At 61.1% G+C, this 18,092-nt stretch carries 16 protein-coding genes and 1 pseudogene; 5 read left to right on the plus strand and 12 right to left on the minus strand.

Annotation, left to right across the window (positions count from 1 at the left end):
• Window positions 1–253: 253 nt before the first annotated feature.
• On the minus strand, window positions 254–439 hold the full coding sequence (locus AC1DOQ_RS11625; protein ID WP_477363633.1) for a hypothetical protein: 186 nt from the start codon (window positions 437–439) through the stop codon (window positions 254–256).
• 530 nt (window positions 440–969) lie between these two features.
• Between AC1DOQ_RS11625 and AC1DOQ_RS11630 the strand changes: the two genes are divergently transcribed.
• Together AC1DOQ_RS11630 and AC1DOQ_RS11635 are read left to right on the plus strand one after the other, a co-directional pair.
• On the plus strand, window positions 970–2,289 hold the full coding sequence (locus AC1DOQ_RS11630) for an HlyD family secretion protein (protein WP_477363636.1): 1,320 nt from the start codon (window positions 970–972) through the stop codon (window positions 2,287–2,289).
• Window positions 2,290–2,347: 58 nt separating this feature from the next.
• Window positions 2,348–4,607: pseudogene (locus tag AC1DOQ_RS11635) on the plus strand (peptidase domain-containing ABC transporter); the annotation flags it as partial.
• On the opposite strand, the gene AC1DOQ_RS11640 reads toward AC1DOQ_RS11635, so the two are convergent.
• The 7 genes from AC1DOQ_RS11640 to AC1DOQ_RS11670 all read right to left on the minus strand — a co-directional run bounded on the left by AC1DOQ_RS11640 (window position 4,504) and on the right by AC1DOQ_RS11670 (window position 12,044).
• Window positions 4,504–5,040, minus strand: coding sequence for an N-acetyltransferase family protein (locus tag AC1DOQ_RS11640; protein ID WP_477363639.1), 537 nt, complete (start codon window positions 5,038–5,040; stop codon window positions 4,504–4,506). The pseudogene AC1DOQ_RS11635 and the gene AC1DOQ_RS11640 overlap by 104 nt on opposite strands.
• On the minus strand, window positions 5,037–6,164 hold the full coding sequence (locus tag AC1DOQ_RS11645; RefSeq protein ID WP_477363642.1) for an acyl-CoA dehydrogenase family protein: 1,128 nt from the start codon (window positions 6,162–6,164) through the stop codon (window positions 5,037–5,039). Before AC1DOQ_RS11645 ends, AC1DOQ_RS11640 begins: the two co-directional genes overlap by 4 nt.
• 33 nt (window positions 6,165–6,197) lie before the next feature.
• Window positions 6,198–6,866 carry an SDR family oxidoreductase gene (locus AC1DOQ_RS11650; protein WP_477363644.1) on the minus strand — a complete coding sequence of 223 codons (669 nt, stop codon included), beginning with the start codon at window positions 6,864–6,866 and terminating at the stop codon, window positions 6,198–6,200.
• Between the two features lie 105 nt (window positions 6,867–6,971).
• Window positions 6,972–8,171: an acetyl-CoA C-acetyltransferase gene (locus AC1DOQ_RS11655; RefSeq protein WP_477363647.1), complete on the minus strand. Its 1,200-nt coding sequence runs from the start codon at window positions 8,169–8,171 to the stop codon at window positions 6,972–6,974.
• Entirely contained in the window at window positions 8,168–9,991 is a 1,824-nt protein-coding gene (gene aceK, locus AC1DOQ_RS11660) for a bifunctional isocitrate dehydrogenase kinase/phosphatase (protein WP_477363650.1), read from the minus strand. Before aceK ends, AC1DOQ_RS11655 begins: the two co-directional genes overlap by 4 nt.
• Window positions 9,992–10,282: 291 nt before the next feature.
• Window positions 10,283–11,467 (minus strand): isovaleryl-CoA dehydrogenase, encoded by a 1,185-nt coding sequence (locus AC1DOQ_RS11665; protein WP_477363653.1) that lies wholly within the window; start codon window positions 11,465–11,467, stop codon window positions 10,283–10,285.
• 151 nt (window positions 11,468–11,618) lie between these two features.
• Window positions 11,619–12,044 carry a MerR family transcriptional regulator gene (locus AC1DOQ_RS11670; RefSeq protein ID WP_441935229.1) on the minus strand — a complete coding sequence of 142 codons (426 nt, stop codon included), beginning with the start codon at window positions 12,042–12,044 and terminating at the stop codon, window positions 11,619–11,621.
• Between the two features lie 123 nt (window positions 12,045–12,167).
• On the opposite strand from AC1DOQ_RS11670, the gene AC1DOQ_RS11675 reads away from it, so the two are divergent.
• From AC1DOQ_RS11675 to AC1DOQ_RS11685, 3 genes are all read left to right on the plus strand, one after another.
• Window positions 12,168–13,220 (plus strand): MBL fold metallo-hydrolase, encoded by a 1,053-nt coding sequence (locus AC1DOQ_RS11675; protein ID WP_477363656.1) that lies wholly within the window; start codon window positions 12,168–12,170, stop codon window positions 13,218–13,220.
• A gap of 280 nt (window positions 13,221–13,500) precedes the next feature.
• Window positions 13,501–13,911, plus strand: a complete 411-nt coding sequence (locus AC1DOQ_RS11680) for a hypothetical protein (RefSeq protein ID WP_477363659.1) — start codon at window positions 13,501–13,503, stop codon at window positions 13,909–13,911.
• A 177-nt stretch (window positions 13,912–14,088) separates the two neighbouring features.
• Window positions 14,089–14,262, plus strand: coding sequence for a hypothetical protein (locus tag AC1DOQ_RS11685; RefSeq protein ID WP_477363662.1), 174 nt, complete (start codon window positions 14,089–14,091; stop codon window positions 14,260–14,262).
• Window positions 14,263–14,270: 8 nt separating this feature from the next.
• On the opposite strand, the gene AC1DOQ_RS11690 is transcribed toward AC1DOQ_RS11685, so the two are convergent.
• From AC1DOQ_RS11690 to AC1DOQ_RS11705, 4 genes are all read right to left on the minus strand, one after another.
• A complete protein-coding gene (locus tag AC1DOQ_RS11690) occupies window positions 14,271–14,876 on the minus strand; it encodes a UbiX family flavin prenyltransferase (protein ID WP_477363665.1) in 606 nt (201 codons plus the stop codon).
• Window positions 14,869–15,186, minus strand: coding sequence for a Grx4 family monothiol glutaredoxin (gene grxD / locus AC1DOQ_RS11695; RefSeq protein WP_477363668.1), 318 nt, complete (start codon window positions 15,184–15,186; stop codon window positions 14,869–14,871). Before grxD ends, AC1DOQ_RS11690 begins: the two co-directional genes overlap by 8 nt.
• A gap of 109 nt (window positions 15,187–15,295) precedes the next feature.
• A complete protein-coding gene (locus AC1DOQ_RS11700) occupies window positions 15,296–15,625 on the minus strand; it encodes a GNAT family N-acetyltransferase (protein ID WP_477363671.1) in 330 nt (109 codons plus the stop codon).
• Window positions 15,626–15,632: 7 nt separating this feature from the next.
• Window positions 15,633–17,999: a Tex family protein gene (locus AC1DOQ_RS11705; protein ID WP_477363674.1), complete on the minus strand. Its 2,367-nt coding sequence runs from the start codon at window positions 17,997–17,999 to the stop codon at window positions 15,633–15,635.
• Window positions 18,000–18,092: the final 93 nt, after the last annotated feature.

Raw genomic sequence — 18,092 nt, forward strand, 5'->3', positions numbered from 1 at the left:
ACAATAGCAGCCACAACGATGCATGCATGATATTTTGGTCACATATATTTTTTAAGAACACATTGCGAAATTGTATTATTTTTTGGCTGGGGAAAAACTCGGTGATTTTTAAATACCTAAATTTTATTTTCTCCATTTTTAACCTGTGGGTTTGATGATGTCGATTTTCAATTTTTGGGTTCGTAAGGTGAACGCACATGAGCCGCAAGCACAGCCGAGTATGTGCCTGCAGCTCATTAATTCCGCCTAGGTTTTATTCATGGCCAGCGCGCGGGACGGGCGGAAATTGATTACGCCCTCCATATGAATTTTCCCATGCCCACATCGCTCCAGCTTTTACTAAGTCATAGGCTGCACTGGTTATAATAGTTTTCCCAATCTCCACTAAAAGAAAACCGCCGCTAACAGAATTGGCTTCAACCATATTCAATTCACGCATGATTATTTCCTTTGTCGTTTAAATGTTGAATCTTCCAGCTGAGTAGAGTGTATTCCCGACTAAATCTCATGCCGGATCTCAGCACAGCTTGGAAGGTTGAGGATTTCTTCCTTATTTCCTACGGCGTCGACGGTTTAATTTCATTGCCGTGATGCAATAGTATTTATTAGGTTTTCAATCGTCAAGCAAGTATTCGCATTCATAGATATAAATCAAATATATTTGACTTCATTGAATAATTGAATTCTTTTTGCGACGATTTTAGTTGCACTAAAGAGGTCTTTTACAGTATTGAATTTCGTGATCTTGGGTTAACTTGATCGACGTTTTATTGTCCCATCTGATCAATTGAGATAAGGCAGAACATCGTCAATTTTCTATGACTTGTTGATGAAGTTTTAGCGACGCAATGTTATGCGAAAGATGGTTTTTTGTCATCAATAATACTAGATTTTGTATTGATTGATTTTTCTGTTTGACAGAGCAAAAAAAATGAATGAGGGTGTGGCTTTTGGAACGGCATACCATCAATGAATAAAGTTGAAAGAGAGTCAAATTTTGGGATGGAAAAGCCATCCTACCAAGTACAGGCCCTATTCCGTCAGCAAGCTGTTGATTTTGCGAATACGCGGCAGTATGGAACGATAATTTTGGTGAGCTATGTCAACCACAGAATATTGACTGCATTCTTCTGCGCGATCGCAATTGGCATTATCACATTTTTCATTTTCTTTACCACGACACGGAAGGTCGATGCGCCAGGCGTGTTATTGCCGAGCGAAGGTTTGATTCGTGTACGCCCTGGGCAGTCGGGAGTCGTTAATCAAGTGTTGGTCAAGGAGGGGCAAAAAGTAAAAGCAGGCGACGTATTGTTCGTACTTTCTAACGAACGCAATATTGGCACTCTTCGATCAGCCGAGAGAACGGTCATCGAGTTGTTGCAGAATCGCCGCGACAGCTACGGTGACGAACTACTGCAAGCTAGCCAGCAGTCGAGTCAGCGCGTATTGGCAGCACAGAGGAAGGCGGCCGCGTTACTGGAAGAAGGAGCGCGTCTGGAATCCCAGATTGCGTTGCAAAGATCCCGTGTATCACTGGTGACACAAGCTTTTCAACGATATAGAGATTTGCATGCAACTAACTATATTTCTGCAGCGCAGCTGGAAGAACGTGAAGGAGAACTTCTGGATCAACGTCAGCGGCTGGCTGAACTTGAGCGTCTCAAAGGAATAAGCCAGCGCGATTATGTATCTGCTCAAGCCGAATATCATGATTTATGGTACCAGGCGCAGAGGGACGAAACGACATTAAAGCGCAACAAGTTAGCAATCCAACAGGATCTTGCGGAGAGCGAGGCCCGACGGGAAATCCAGGTGACCGCGCCAACCGCAGGTACGGTCGCTGCGATTACTGTGGAAGTCGGCAAGCCCATCTCCGCCGACTCGACCATGACATCTATCTTACCGACCGGCTCCGAACTCGAAGCGGAGATCTATGCACCTTCTCGCGCTGTCGGATTTATTAAGCCGGGGATGAAGGTGCTGCTACGCTATCAGGCATATCCGTACCAGAAATTCGGTCAATACGAGGCAGTCGTTCACGAGATAGCAGGCACATCGATGTCGGCGCAGGAGTTGACGCTGCCCAGTGCTGCAACGGTATCGAACCAAACGATCGAACCGTTGTACCGCATCCGCTTGAAGCTGAAGCAGCAATCAGTGCTCGCCTACGGAAAGCCGGTCAACCTCAAGCCCGGCATGCTATTGAACGCCAGCATCATCTTGGAACATCGGCGCTTGTATGAATGGATCCTTGAGCCGCTGTTTAGTATTTCTGGTCGCAGTAGTTAGGCAAAGCAGTCCGTCAACTGATCCTGCATTGTTCGGTCACTATTTCTATAGAGCGCTTATGAAGATTGCCTCATCTCTGCAATTGTCATTCTGGCGCGGCAAGCGCCTTCCCATCATTCTGCAAACCGAAGCCGCCGAGTGTGGATTGGCCTGCATTGCGATGGCCGCATCCTACTGGGGTCACCAGATTGACCTGTCGAGCATGCGTGAACGGTTTTCCGTTTCGCTCAAGGGCGCCACGCTGAAGGGGCTGATGGCACTGGCGCAAGGCCTGAAGCTGCAGCCCCGGCCCTTGAAGCTCGAGATGGCGCACCTGCCCGAGTTGAAGCTTCCGGCAGTACTGCACTGGGACATGAACCACTTTGTTGTCCTGAAGAGGGTTACCCATTCCCACGCGTTCATCCACGATCCGGGGATTGGAGAACGGCACCTGGCACTCGATGAAGTTGCCAAGCATTTCACGGGAGTCGCGCTTGAACTGACGCCAACAGGTGAGTTCTCGCCAAAAAATGAAAGCAGGGATATTCCGCTGCTGTCCCTCATGGGCCGGGTGGTAGGGCTGTGGCGGGGCTTGGCGCAAGTGCTGCTTCTTGGCCTTGCGCTGCAGGTATGTGCGCTGGTGGCTCCGTTCTATATGCAATGGGTGATTGACGAAGCCGTCCTTGCAGCCGATCACGAACTGATGACGGTCCTCGGCTGCGGCTTCCTGCTGCTGGTCATGTTGCAGGCTTCGATTGGCGCAGTCCGTTCATGGGTCACGACCGTGCTGTCGACCAACCTTAATTTCCAGTGGTTCGGGAACGCGTTTACCCATCTGATGAAGCTGCCGCTACCTTACTTCGAAAATCGTCACACCGGAGATATCGTTTCGCGTTTCGGGTCGATTCAGACGATACAAAAGAGCATCACCATTCAGTTCGTCGAAGGCATCATCGATGGCGTGCTTGTGCTGGGTACGCTCGTGATGATGTGCCTGTACAGCCTGCAGCTCGCAGTGGTAGCGTTTTGTGCGGTCTTGTTGTATGTCGTCCTGCGCGCGCTGATCTTCAGACCATTGAAAGAGGCGACGTCCGAGCAGATCATCCATGCGGCCAAGCAGCAGACCCATTTCCTGGAGTCGGTGCGAGGTGTTCAGAGCGTCCGCCTGTTCGGCCGTAACGACGAGCGGCGCGCCGGTTGGCTGAACGCTCTCGCAGACCAGTTTAATTCCGAATTACGCGTCGCCAGGCTGGGTTTGTCGTACCAGACCGCGAACACACTCCTGTTTGGGGTAGAGCGGGTAATCGTCATCTGGCTCGCTGCCTTGGCAGTCATGGACGCGAAGTTCTCCGTCGGTATGCTGTTTGCGTTCATCAGCTACAAGGACCAGTTCAGCCAGCGTATGGCTAGTCTGGTCGACAAGCTATTCGAGTTCAGGATGCTGCGCCTGCATGGTGAACGCGTGGCCGATATCGTGATGACTGAAGCCGAGCAGGATTTTTTTACGCATGAGATTGACCCGACGGGGATTACGCCATCCATCGAACTGCGTCAGCTTTCCTTCCGCTATTCGGATAGTGAACCCTACATCATCAAAGATCTCGATCTCAAGATCACTCCAGGCGAATGCATTGCTTTGACCGGCCCATCGGGCAGCGGCAAGACCACTTTGGTGAAGTTGTTGCTCGGATTGCTTGAGCCCACAAGTGGCGAGATTCTCATCGGCGGAGTGAAGCTGGCAAATCTGGGCCTGCCGAATTACCGCCAACTGATCGGTACGGTCATGCAGGACGATACGCTGTTTGCCGGCTCGATCTCGGACAACATCAGCTTCTTCAGCACGTCTCCGAATCAGGAACAGATTGTCGAATGTGCGCGTCTCGCCGCCATCGATAATGAAATCATGAGTATGCCGATGGCCTACAATACGCTCGTCGGCGATATCGGTACAGGCTTGTCCGGCGGACAGAAGCAGCGAATCCTGCTCGCTCGCGCACTGTACAAGAACCCGCAATTGCTGGTCCTCGACGAAGCCACTAGCCATCTCGATGTGTGGAACGAGCAGGCAGTCAACGCAGCGATCCAGAGCCTCAAGCTGACCCGTATCATCGTGGCACACCGGCCCGAAACCATTGCCATGGCTGAGCGTGTTGTCGTCCTACATGGCGGGAAAATTGTTCAGGACGTGAGAAAAGAGCAGCCCCAAACTAAAAGTGCGCAGGTAGCCTGATCGCTTCAGCCCAGCGCGCGCATCATGTAGCTCAGATCCTGGCTCACACCATCGATCTCCAGCATGTCCTCGACCCTCGCCGTCATCGCAAAACCCGAACGCAGGTAGAGGGCAACCGCCGGCCGGTTCTCCGACAGGACTTCGAGATCGATCCACTTCAGCCCATCCTGGCTGCGCGCCCAGTCGACGGCAGTATCGACCAATTGCGTCCCCAGTCCACGCCGGCGGTAAGCCCGATGCACACCCATCCCCAGCATCGCGCGATGCCGTGCCAGAGGCTCGGGCCGCGCACGCAAATCGATATGGCCAGCGATCGAGCCACGGCTATCGACCGCCAGCCACAGGCGGCGCCAGCCCGGCTCGCCGACCGGGATGGCGAGACCTTCGATGAAGGCCACCTTCAGGCCGGGCGGCAGCTGCGACTGCGCCCGTGAGAGCGGCTGGAACAGCGGCGCGCCGTCCCTGCCGTTGTCGCGCAAATGGTCGTCCAGGTAGACGAAGAAGGGCGGCAGGTCGGCCGCACCTGCCGGCCGGATGTTCACAGCGCCCGCGCGATCAGGATCTTCTGGATGTCGCTGGTGCCTTCGTAGATCTGGCACACGCGTACGTCGCGGTAGATGCGCTCGACCGGGAAGTCGGCCACGTAGCCATAGCCGCCGAACACCTGCATCGCGCTGGAGACGACGCGCTCGGCCATCTCGGAGGCGAACAGCTTGGCCATCGCCGCTTCCTTCAGGCAGGGCAGGCCCGCGTCCTTCATCGAAGCCGCGTGCAGGATCAGCTGGCGCGCGGCTTCGATCTGCATCGCCATCTCGGCCAGGCGGAACTGCACGGCCTGGTGGTCGAAGATGGCGGTGCCGAAGCTCTCGCGTTCCTTCGCATAGGCCAGCGCCGCTTCGAAGGCTGCGCGCGCCATGCCGACCGATTGCGAGGCGATGCCGATGCGGCCGCCTTCCAGGCCGGACAGCGCGATCTTGTAGCCTTGCCCCTCTTCGCCGATCAGGTTCTCCACCGGGATGCGACAGTTCTCGAACACGATCTGCGCCGTGTCGGACGAGTGCTGGCCCATCTTGTGCTCGATGCCGGCGACGATGTAGCCGGGCGTATTCGTCGGCACCCAGAAGGCGCTGATGCCCTTCTTGCCAGCGGCCTTGTCGGTGACGGCCATGACGATGGCGACGTCGCCGTTCTTGCCGCTGGTGATGAACTGCTTGGTGCCGTTGATGATGTACTCATCGCCATCACGGACGGCGGTGGTGCGCAGGGCGGCGGCATCGCTGCCGGTATGCGGCTCGGTGAGGGCGAAGGCGCCCAGCATCTCGCCTTGCGCCAGCGGGCGCAGCCACTTTTCCTTTTGCGCCTCGTTCGCGTACATCATCGCGATCGAGCATACCGGGCAGTTGTTCACCGAGATGATGGTCGAGGTGCCGCCGTCGCCGGCCGCGATCTCTTCCAGCACCAGGGCCAGCGACACGTAGTCGAGGCCCGCGCCGCCGTACTGTTCCGGCACCGCGACACCGAAGGCGCCCAGCTGGGCCAGTTCCTTCAGTTCCTCTTTCGGAAAATGCTGCTCGCGGTCCCAGCGCGCTGCGTTGGGCGCGAGGCGCTCCTGCGAATAGCTGCGCAGGGCGTCGCGGATCATCTGGTGTTCTTCGCTCAGAATCATATGTCTCGTATCGTTATCGTTGTTCGTGACGGCTTACCAGCTGATCGGTGTGCCGTCGTGGTTCAGGAAGGCGCCGTTCTGCGAGCGGTCGGCCCCGGCCAGGGTGGCGCGCAAGGTGCGCACGCTCTCTTCGACGCTGAGCGGGGCGCCGGCGCCGCCCATGTCGGTCTGCACCCAGCCCGGGTGGAAGGTGAGGCAGGTGACGCCTTGCGGCCCGAAGCTCAGCGCGGCATCCTTCAGCACCGAATTCAGMGCCGCCTTGCTGGCGCGGTACAGCGAGCCGGAGGCATTGCTGCGCTCGCCGATCGAGCCCATGCGCGAGGAGATCACTGCCAGCTTGCCGCGCGTGTTCGCCACCAGCGGGCCGACGATGGGCAGCAGGCGCATCGCCGCCAGCACGTTGGTGTGCATGACGGCGTCGAACTCCTGCTGGGTCGGGAAGCCGTCGTGACGCGGGCCGTAGACGCCGGCCACCAGCCAGGCATGGTCGATCTTCTCGTCGTCCAGTTTCCAGCCCAGGCCGCCGATCGCTTCGGGATTGGTCACGTCGAGCTGGTGGGCTTCGGCGCCCAGTTCGCGCAGCGCGTCGCAGTCCTGCGGTTTGCGGGCGGTGGCGATCACGCGCCAGCCTTCGGCGCGGTACTGGCGCACCATTTCGTGGCCGATGCCGCGCGAGGCGCCAATAATGAGGACGGTGGACATGATGAGCTCCTAAGGCATTGGTAACAAACCGTCAGCATAGCGTAGGGTGGGCACACCGTGCCCACGCAAACGCCGAACGTGGGCACAGGAGTGCCCACCCTACGATCAGATCATCTCGATCGCCATCGCCGTCGCTTCACCGCCGCCGATGCACAGCGAAGCCACGCCGCGCTTGCCGCCGGTCTTCTTCAGCGCGCCCAGCAGGGTGACGATGATGCGCGCGCCCGAGGCGCCGATCGGGTGGCCCAGGGCGCAGGCGCCGCCGTGGATGTTGACTTTGCTGTGCGGGATGTCGAGGTCGCGCATGGCGGCCATCGGCACCGCGGCGAAGGCTTCGTTGATCTCGAAGAGGTCGACGTCGCTGGCCTTCCAGCCGGTCTTCTCGAACAGCTTCTTCATCGAGCCGATCGGCGCGGTGGTGAACAGGTTCGGTTCCTGGGCGTGGGTAGCGTGGCCGACGACGCGGGCGATCGGGGTCAGGCCGAGTTCTTTCGCGGTCGACTCGCGCATCATGACCAGCGCGGCGGCGCCGTCGTTGATCGACGAGGACGAGGCGGCGGTCACGGTGCCGTCCTTCTTGAAGGCGGGCTTGAGCGACGGGATCTTGTCGACCTTGGCCTTCAGCGGGCCCTCATCCTTTTCGATGACCTGCTCGCCCAGGCGGTTGGCGACGGTCACCGGCGCGACTTCCCATGCGAAGCTGCCGTCGTTGTTGGCGGCCTGCGCGCGCTTGACGGACTCGATCGCGAAGTTGTCCTGCTCTTCGCGCGAGAACTGGTAAGTCGCCACGCACTCTTCGGCGAAGGTACCCATCGAGCGGCCTTCGCCGGTCTTTTCGTTGCGCGAGTAGGCGTCCTCTAAACCGTCCAGCATCATGTGGTCGAACATCGGCGCGTGGCCGATGCGGTAGCCGCCGCGTGCCTTCGGGATCAGGTAGGGGGCATTGGTCATCGACTCCATGCCGCCGGCGACGATCACGTCGGCGCTGCCGGCCTTCAGGGCGTCGTAGCCGAAGATTGCGGCCTGCATCGCCGAGCCGCACATCTTGGAGAGGGTCACGGCGCCGGTCGACATCGGCAGGCCGGCCTTGATCAGCGCCTGGCGCGCCGGGGCCTGGCCCTGGCCGGCCATCAGGCAGTTGCCGAAGTAGACGTGTTCGACCTTGGACGGGTCGACGCCGGCGCGTTCGACGGCGGCCTTGATCGCCACCGCGCCCAGGTCGCTTGCGGTCTTCGAAGAGAAATCGCCCTGGAAGGCACCCATCGGGGTACGGGCTGCGCCGACGATAACGACTGGATCATTCATTGTAAGGTCTCCAAGTTGGAAGATGGCGGACTGGCCGCCGGGTTAAATGGGTGAAAACGGATCTGCTGCGGATACGGGAACACGTCCTCGACCACGCCGGCCTGGATGCGCTCCTTGTGCGACTGCCACCATGCGCGCGTGAGAAGGTCGGCGTGATGGCGCATGAAGACTGCGCGGATCTTCGGGTTCCCGAGCAGGAAGCGTTCGAACTGCTCGGGAAAGACGTCGTGCCGGCCGATCGGGTACCAGGGCTCGGCCGCCATCTCGTCCTCTTCGTTGCGCGGGGCCGGGATGTCGCGGAAATTGCAGTCGGTGAGGTACTCGATCTCGTCGTAGTCGTAGAACACGACGCGGCCGTGGCGGAGGTTTTGTCCCACCATGCCAAAATTCTTGTACAGCATATCGCCGGGGAAGATATTCGCGGCCACCAGGTCGCGGATCGCGTTGCCGTATTCGCGCACGCCGTGCTCGAGGCGGGCGTCGTCGCCGCTGCGCTCGGCCTCCTGCAGATACAGGTTCAGCGGCACCATGCGGCGCTCGATGTACAGGTGCTTGATGACGACGCGGTCGCCCTCGATCTCGAGCAGCGAGGGCGCGTCGCGCCGCAACTGGTCCAGTAGCTGCTCCGGGAAGCGCGCCAGCGGGAAGGCGACGTCCGAGTACTCCAGCGTGTCGGCCATGCGGCCCACGCGGTCGTGGTGCTTCACCAGCAGGTATTTTTCCTTGATCTGGGCGCGCGTGGTGTCCTTCGGCGGCGGATACCAGTCCTTGATCACCTTGAACACGTAGGGGAAGGACGGCAGCTCGAACACCAGCATCACCAGGCCGGGAATGCCGGGCGCGATGCGGAACTCGTCCGAGCTGTGCTTCAGGTGCTGCAGGAAGTCGCGGTAGAACAGGGTCTTGCCCTGTTTCTGCAGGCCGAGCACGGTGTAGAGCTCGCTCCTCGGCTTCTTCGGCATCAGGCTGCGCAGGAACTGCACATAGCTCGACGGGACTTCCATGTCGACCAGGAAGTAGGCGCGCGTGAACGAAAACAGGATCAGCACCTGTTCGGGTTCGGTGAGCACGGTGTCGAGGACCAGCCGCCCGGCGCGGTCGTGCAGGACCGGAATGACGAAGGGGACTTCGCGCGCGCCGTTGATGGCGCGGCCGACGATGTAGGCGCCCTTGTTGCGGAAGAACAGGCTCGATAGCACCTGCAGCTGCTGGTTCGGCTCCGCCTGGTCCAGTCCGAACTTCTCGACCATGCGGCGCTCGACCAGGGCGACGTCGCGGTCGAGGTCGGCGAACGGGCAGGCCAGCTGGAAATTGGTGACGATGCGGCGCAAAGCGAAACGCAGGCCGTCCACCCGCGGATAGTAGACGCGGTAGGTCGGCTGCGGTTCCTCGGTCTCGATATAGTCGGTCGAGACGGCCGGGCGCACGAACAGAAACTCGTTGCGGTAGTAGCGGCGGTGCAGGATGTGGCAGCTGACGGAGTTGAAGAAGCTTTCCGCCAGCTCGGGACGCTTGTGGCCGGTCAGCAGGCCAATGTAGTGGAGCTTGGTTTCGCGCCAGGTTTCGTCGTTGAAGTCCGCGGGCGCGTAGGCGTCCTCGAGGACGTGCACGCATTCCTGCACGCGCTTGTCGTAGAAGTCGATGCGCTCGCGCGCGGCGCGCTGGGCGGTACGCCAGTCGGCCTTCTCGAAATAGCCCTTGGCCGCCTGGCTGGCCTGGCGGAACAGCGAGTAATGGCGGTCGAAACCGTCCAGGATGGTCCGCGCGATGTCGAAGGCGATCTGCGACGAGAGCAGTTTGGGGAAACTTGCCTGGGTCATCGGTTTTCTGCGCGGTGGAGGGTGGACGGGGATATTGTAAGGCTGCGGTTTTGGTCGTGGGAGGACCCTGGTATTTCTACTATGACCGTTAGCTTTAAAGCCGTCGTTCGCGCGCAGGCGGGAACCCAAGTTTGGTTGATGTGCTACTAACCTAGATCCTCGCCTTCGCGGGGACGACGTTCATGAGCCGCGAGGACGACGTATTCGGGGTGCGGGCTGGCAGCGGTCGTTTCGACTCTATGCGCCAGCCCGCGTCTCCTCTCCGCTCTCTGCGTTGAAGCCTTTAGTGAATCAAGCCGTCTCGCCGAACAGCTCGCGGCCGATCAGCATGCGGCGGATTTCGCTGGTGCCGGCGCCGATTTCATACAGCTTGGCGTCGCGCCACAGGCGGCCGACCGGATACTCGTTGATGTAGCCATTGCCGCCCAGGGTCTGGATCGCTTCGCCGGCCATCCAGGTTGCCTTCTCGGCGCTGTACAGGATGGCGCCGGCGGCGTCCTTGCGCAGGGCGCGCACGGCGGCCGGGTTGTCGGCGCGGTCGCAGGCCTGGCCCACCGCGTAGACGTAGGCGCGGCAAGCCATCATGGTCGAATACATGTCGGCGATCTTGCCCTGCATGAGCTGGAATTCGCCGATCGCCTGGCCGAACTGTTTTCTTTCGTGGATATACGGCACGACCACGTCCATGCAGGCCGACATGATGCCCAGCGGGCCGCCGGACAGCACGGTGCGCTCGAAGTCCAGGCCCGACATCAGCACGTTGACGCCCTTGCCGACGCCGCCCAGCACGTTCTCGACCGGCACTTCGCAATCCTGGAACACCAGTTCGCCGGTGTGCGAGCCGCGCATGCCCAGCTTGTCCAGCTTCTGCGCGATCGAGAAGCCCTTGAAACCTTTCTCGATCAGGAAGGCGGTCATGCCGCGCGGGCCGGCGTCGATGTCGGTCTTGGCGTAGACGACCAGGGTGTCGGCGTCCGGACCGTTGGTGATCCACATCTTGGTGCCGTTCAGCACGTAGCGGTCGCCCTTCAGCTCGGCGCGCAGCTTCATGCTGACGACGTCGGAACCGGCGTTCGGCTCGGACATGGCCAGTGCGCCCACGTGTTCGCCCGAGATCAGCTTGGGCAGGTACTTGCGCTTCTGCTCTTCGTTGCCGTTGCGCTTGATCTGGTTCACGCACAGGTTCGAGTGGGCGCCGTAGGACAGGCCGACCGAGGCCGAGGCGCGCGAGATTTCTTCCATCGCGACGATGTGGGCCAGGTAGCCCATGTCGGCGCCGCCGTATTCCTCGCTCACGGTAATGCCCAGCAGGCCCAGCTCGCCCATCTTCTTCCACAAGTCCATCGGGAACTGGTCGGTACGGTCGATCTCGGCCGCGCGCGGGGCGATTTCGCTCGCCGCGAACTGTTGCACTGCTTCGCGCAGCGCGGCGATGTCTTCGCCGTGGTCAAAGGTCAAGCCTGGCAGATGCAGCATGTCGTCCTCTCGTGTCTCGTGTGTCGTTATGGCTGGATGGCCGATGTCTAGACCGGATGATAGCGCGGAGTGACGTTAACGTAAACGTCAAGCGGCACATGGCGTTGCTCTTTCCATGACGACAAGGTTTAGCCGCAAGCAGGACGTTTTGTCAGGCGGCGTCGCGCTGCGAATCGGCTGGTTGCGGCGCCGTGCCCGCCTCGGCCAGCAGGCGCCGGCATTCGTCCTCGTGGACGGCGATCTCGGCCAGCGACATCTCGATGTCGGCGCGCTGCTGCTCGAGGGTATCGCGCTGGTGGGCCAGGACGCCGAGGAAGCGGTTGATCTGGGCCACGGTGTCCTTTGGCGTTTCGTACATGTCGATGATGCTCTTGATCTCCGACAATGTCAGGCCCAGGCGCTTGCCGCGCAGGGTCAGCTTCAGGCGCGTGCGGTCGCGCGGGGTGTAGACGCGGTTGCGGCCGCCCTGGCCTTCGCGCATCGGGCTGAGCAGCCCCTGGTCTTCATAGAAGCGGATGGCGCGGGCGGTGATGTCGAATTCGCGTGCCAGTTCGGCGATGGTGTAGGTCGGGCCCATATTATTCTGCATAGTCGAAAATCACATAGAATCGCAGTCTGCGCTCTTGTTTCCGTTTACGTCAACGTCAATGTTGTATGCATTGTAGCCTGCGGCGCCCGCCCAACACGAAAGATTCTCCGCATGAACCTCCTCGAATCCCAGCTGTCCTATCCCTTCGGCGACGATATCCCGGCGCCCGGCACCGTGCACGAACTCGCGCCCGGCCTGCGCTGGCTGCGCATGCCGTTGCCCTTCGCCCTCGACCACATCAACCTGTGGCTGCTGGACGACCGCGCCGGCGAGCGGGACGGCTATGCACTGGTCGATTGCGGCGCCGGCACCGACGCTACCCGCGCCGCCTGGGAACAGGTGATCGCCGGGCCGATGGATGGCCGGCCGCTGCTGCGCGTGTTCGCGACCCATTGCCATCCGGACCACGTCGGCCTGTCCGGCTGGCTGTGCGAGCGTTTCGCGGCGCCGTTCTGGACCAGCGCCGCCGAGTTCGGCTTCGCGCGCATGATGGCGGCCGCGTTGCCGGGCGTGGACGGCCCGTCGGCGATTCCCCACTTCCAGCGCCATGGCCTGCTCGACGCCGGCCTGCTGGAGCAGATGCGGAGCCGCCGCAATTACTATCCGAGCCTGGTGCCGGCCGTGCCGCCGAGCTATACCCGGCTGCAGGATGGCCAGCGGGTGAGGATGGCCGGGCGCGAATGGCGCGTGATCACGGGCTTCGGCCACTCGCCCGAGCATGTGTCGCTGTATGCCGAGGAGGGCAGGATCCTGATCTCCGGCGACATGGTGCTGCCGCGCATCTCGACGAATGTCTCGGTGTTCGCGGTCGAGCCGGAAGGCGATCCGCTCACACAATATCTGTCTTCGCTCGACAAGTTCGCCGATCTCCCGGAAGACACCCTGGTGCTGCCCTCGCACGGCAAACCTTTCCGCGGCCTGCATGTGCGCATCCGGCAGTTGCGTGAACACCACGCCGCCCGGCTGGAAGAGGTGCGGGCCGCCTGCACCGAGCCGCGTTCCGCAGTTGACATTGTTCCGCTGATGTTCCGGCGCCAGCTCGACGCCCACCAGCTCAGCTTTGCGATCGGCGAGGCCCTGGCCCATCTGCATGCGCTCTGGTACGCCGGTATCCTCACGCGTGTAACCGGCGCCGACGGTGTCATCCGCTTCGGATTGGCCTGATTTCGGCCCCATTTCGCTTATATGATGTATTGCAGGCAAGCCTTGGGCTTGCCTTTTTCGTTTACACGACTGAAATCGTACAAGCAAACGTTTTCTTTTTCCTGTAGGATATTTTTCACACTTACCTATTCTCTTGGCCCAAAGCGCGATAATTGCTGGACAGCACTGTGAGAATTGGTCAATACTCACATGTTTGTTACTTTCAGACTTTTCATCTGTTACACAAGGTCTGAACCATGGAGAAACCATGACGGCCCTGCATGAACCACTAGTACCACCGATGAATTCGACCAACGAGCGCGAAAGCTTCAGCGAACGTCTGCAGCAAGCCTTGAAGAATGCCCATTACTCGCCGGACAGCCCGACGCGGCTGGCGCGCGAATTTAACATTCGCTTCGAAGGCCGGCCGATCACGGTCCACGCCGCGCGCAAATGGCTGGTCGGCGAAGCCATCCCGACCCAGGAAAAACTGCGCATGATCGCCCAGTGGCTGGGCGTGCCGGCCGACTGGCTGCGCTTCGGCGGCTCCGAAAACGCCCCGGCCGGCGGCGAAAGCGCCGACGCATCGGCCCGTTTCGAATCGGCCGACGTCAAGCTGATCGCCGACCTGCAGCGCCTGGACGAGCACCACAAGCAGCTGGCACGCGAGTTCATCCGCATGCTGGTGCGCATGAACCACCAGCCGAAGTAAGCCCTGCCTGTACGGCATCGCGGCCCGCCCGGAGCAGATCCGGCCGGGCCGTTGTCTATTTATTCTCTACTGCAATTTTTCTTCAACGGGACGGCACAAACTGCCGAGTCTCGCGCATAATCTACCTGCTACTGGCGCCCGCCAGCGTTATCGGTCATATAAGGATGCAGTGCCCTCATGATTAATAACTACAGCAGTACCGCGCAGTTGAAAGACCTCATGACAGCGCCGCCGATGACGGCGGCACAACACGCAGAAATCATGCGCAAACGTAACGAGCAGCGCAGAAAAATCGAAGACGCAAGAGAAGCAAGGAAGGCAGAGCAGGAGCGCTACGGAGAACCCCGCTGAGTACGTAGTCAGGCGGCGTCGTTCTTCATGCCCGCCCAGCGCGGCGCGAGCTCGTTCTCGATGCCCAGCAGGTCGATGCCGCGCGCGACCGTGTGGTCGACCATCTCGGCGATGCTGCCCGGGTTGTTGTAGAAGCTCGGCAGGGGCGGGAACACGATGCCGCCCATCTCGGTGACGGCCGTCATATTGCGCAGGTGCGCCAGGTTGAACGGCGTCTCGCGCACCATCAGCACCAGGCGCCGGCGTTCCTTCAGGATCACGTCGGCCGCGCGTGCGATCAGATTGTCCGACAGCCCATGCGCCACCGCGGCCAGGGTCTTCATCGAACAGGGTGCGATCACCATGCCGTCGGTCTGGAAGGAGCCGCTGGCAATGGAGGCGCCGATCTCGCGGTTCTTGTGCACCACATGGGCGAGCGCTTCCACGTCGCGCCGTTGCAGGCCGACTTCCTGATGCAGGGTGAGGGAAGCGGCGTCGGAAATGACCAGGTGGGTCTCGACGCCGGGAATTGCGCGCAGCCGCTCGAGCAGCCGCACGCCGTAGACCGCGCCGGTCGCGCCGGTGATGGCGACGATGATCCGCCGGTCGCCACCGCGGCGGGGGCGATCAGCCATTCTTTTTCAGCAGGGCCTGCAGTTCGCCCGATTCGTACATCTCGGTCATGATGTCCGAGCCGCCGACGAATTCGCCGTTCACATACAGTTGCGGGACGGTCGGCCAGTTCGAGAATTCCTTGATGCCCTGGCGGACTTCCGCATCATCCAGCACGTTCACGGTGGCGATGTTGTCGACGCCGCAGGCTTTCAGGATCTGGATGGCGCGGCCGGAAAAGCCGCATTGCGGGAACTGGGCGGTGCCCTTCATGAACAGCACGACCGGCGTGTTGGTCACGGTTTCTTTGATCCAGTTTTGTACGTCGCTCATTTGGTTTTGCCTTCGGTAGGAAATGGGGTGGATGGCGGCATTTTATAAGAAAAGCCGGACGTATGTAGGGCGGGCACTCCGTGCCCGCGCGGGTAAGAATACGCAGAGGTCACGCGTGGGCACGGGGTGCCCACCCTACAAGGTGCTTGCCGAGGCAGACGGCTTCGGGCTTGCCGACATACTTGCCATAGTTGGGAATGACAAGATAGCCATGCTTCTCGTAAAACCCCACTGCCCGCCCGTTTACCCTGCGCGTCTCCAGCCAGGCTTCGGTGTAGCCGAAGGCTAAAGCCTGCCGTTCCAGTGCCGCCAATACGAAGCGTCCGGCGCCGCTGCCGGGCCGCGCATACATCCGCTTCAACTCGGCCACGCCATCGGCCAGCGGCCGCAGCGCCCCGCTCTCGGGGCTGTCCGGATCGGCGGGCGTGACGGCGAACACGCGCGGCTTACTTCTTCAGCTTGGCAAACGCCGCCGCCATCGCGCCGCCGCCCGGCGCCGCCGGACGTTCCTGGCGCTGCTGGTGCTTGTTTTGGTGATCGGCCAGGCGCTTGCGATCGTCGCGGTCGCCGCGCTGCTGCGGCTGCGAGCCTGCCTGCGGTGCGGAATCCGACAAACGCATGGTCAGCGCGATGCGCTTGCGCTTGACGTCGACTTCCAGCACTTTCACTTTCACGACCTGGCCGGCCTTCACCACCGTGTGCGGATCCTTGACGAAGGTGTTCGACAGCGCCGAGATGTGCACCAGGCCGTCCTGGTGCACGCCGATGTCGACGAAGGCGCCGAAGGCGGCGACGTTGGTCACCACGCCTTCCAGGATCATGTCCGGGCGCAGGTCCGAGATCTCTTCCACGCCTTCCTTGAAGGTGGCGGTGGTGAATTCCGGACGCGGGTCGCGGCCCGGCTTTTCCAGTTCCTTCAGGATGTCGCTGACGGTCGGCACGCCGAATTTCTCGTCCGCGTACTTGGCCGGGTTCAGGGTCTTGACCAGCGAGCCGTCGCCGATCACGCTCTTGATGTCGCGCTTGATGTCGGCCAGGATCTTCTCGACCACCGGATAGGACTCCGGGTGCACCGCCGAGGCGTCTAGTGGATTGTCGCCGTTCATCACGCGCAGGAAGCCGGCGGCCAGTTCAAAGGTCTTGTCGCCCAGGCGCGGAACATTCCGTAAAGCCGCGCGCGAGGAAAACGCACCCTTCATGTCGCGATAGGTGACGATGCTCTGGGCCACGCTGCTTGACAAGCCGGACACGCGCGCCAGCAGCGGCGCCGAGGCCGTGTTGACGTCCACGCCGACCGCGTTCACGCAATCCTCGACCACGGCGTCGAGCTGGCGCGCCAGCTGGGTCTGGGAAACGTCGTGCTGGTACTGGCCGACGCCGATCGATTTCGGATCGATTTTCACCAGCTCGGCCAGCGGATCCTGCAGGCGGCGCGCGATCGAGACCGCGCCACGCAGCGAGACGTCCAGCTCCGGCAGCTCGCGCGAGGCGAATTCCGAAGCCGAATATACCGAGGCGCCGGCTTCCGACACCACGATCTTGGTCAGTTTCAGTTCCGGACGCTGCTTGATCAGGTCCTGGGCCAGTTTATCGGTCTCGCGCGAGGCGGTGCCGTTGCCGATCGAGATCAGGGATACGTTGTGCCTGGCGGCCAGCTGGCCCAGCACGTGCAGCGAGCCGTCCCAGTCGTTGCGCGGCGCGTGCGGGTAGATGGTGGCGGTGTCGACCACCTTGCCGGTGGCGTCGACCACGGCCACTTTCACGCCGGTACGCAGGCCCGGGTCCAGGCCCATGGTGGCGCGCGGACCGGCCGGCGCCGCCAGCAGCAGGTCCTTCAGGTTGCGTGCGAAGACGTGGATGGCATCGCTCTCCGCCTTGTCGCGCAGCAGGCCCATCAGCTCGGTCTCGATGTACATGAAGCTTTTCACGCGCCAGGTCCAGCGCGCGGTGTCGAGCAGCCATTTGTCGGCCGGACGTCCGGCGCCCTTGATGCCGAAGCGGGCCGCGATCCGGCTCTCGCAGGGATTGTGCGGCGCGTCCCATTTCGGCTTTTCTTCTTCGCTGTCGAGGCGCAGGGTGACGTCCAGGATGCCTTCGCGGCGGCCGCGCATCAGCGCCAGCGCGCGGTGCGAGGGCACGGTCGACAGCGGTTCCGAGTAATCGAAGTAGTCGGCGAACTTCTCGCCTTCTTCCTGCTTGCCCTCGACGACTTTCGATTCGACCACGCCGTGTTCCTGCACGTATTCGCGCAGCGATTGCAGCAGTTCGGCATCCTCGGCGAAGCGCTCCATCAGGATCTGGCGTGCGCCGTCCAGCGCCGCCTTGCTGTCCGCCACGCCGGGATTGTTGACGCCGTCGGCATTGGTGAAGGCTTCGCGCAGGTATTGGGTGGCCACTTCTTCCGGATTCTGCGACGGGTCGGCCAGCAGGGAATCGGCCAGCGGGGCCAGGCCGGCTTCGATCGCGATCTGGGCCTTGGTGCGGCGTTTCTGCTTGTAGGGCAGATAGAGGTCTTCCAGGCGGGTCTTGTCTTCCGCATGGGTGATGGCGTCGAGCAGTTCCGGCGTCATCTTGTTCTGCTCGGTAATCGAGGCGATCACCGAGGCGCGGCGGTCTTCCAGCTCGCGCAGGTAGCGCAGGCGCTCTTCCAGCAGGCGCAGCTGGATGTCGTCGAGGCCGCCGGTGGCTTCCTTGCGGTAGCGGGCGATGAAGGGGACTGTGGCGCCTTCGTCGAGCAGGGCGACGGCAGCAGCCACCTGGACCGGTTTGGCGGACAGTTCTTGGGCGAGGCGTTGTTCGATCGAAGGCAGCATGGTACGGAAATCAGTGGGTCAGACAGGCAATGATACGCAAACCCGACGGATGCGCCAGTCTTGACAGTTGTTGTCCACCAAATTATTGGCCGT

It is taken from the genome of Massilia sp. 01N417 (assembly GCF_056399645.1).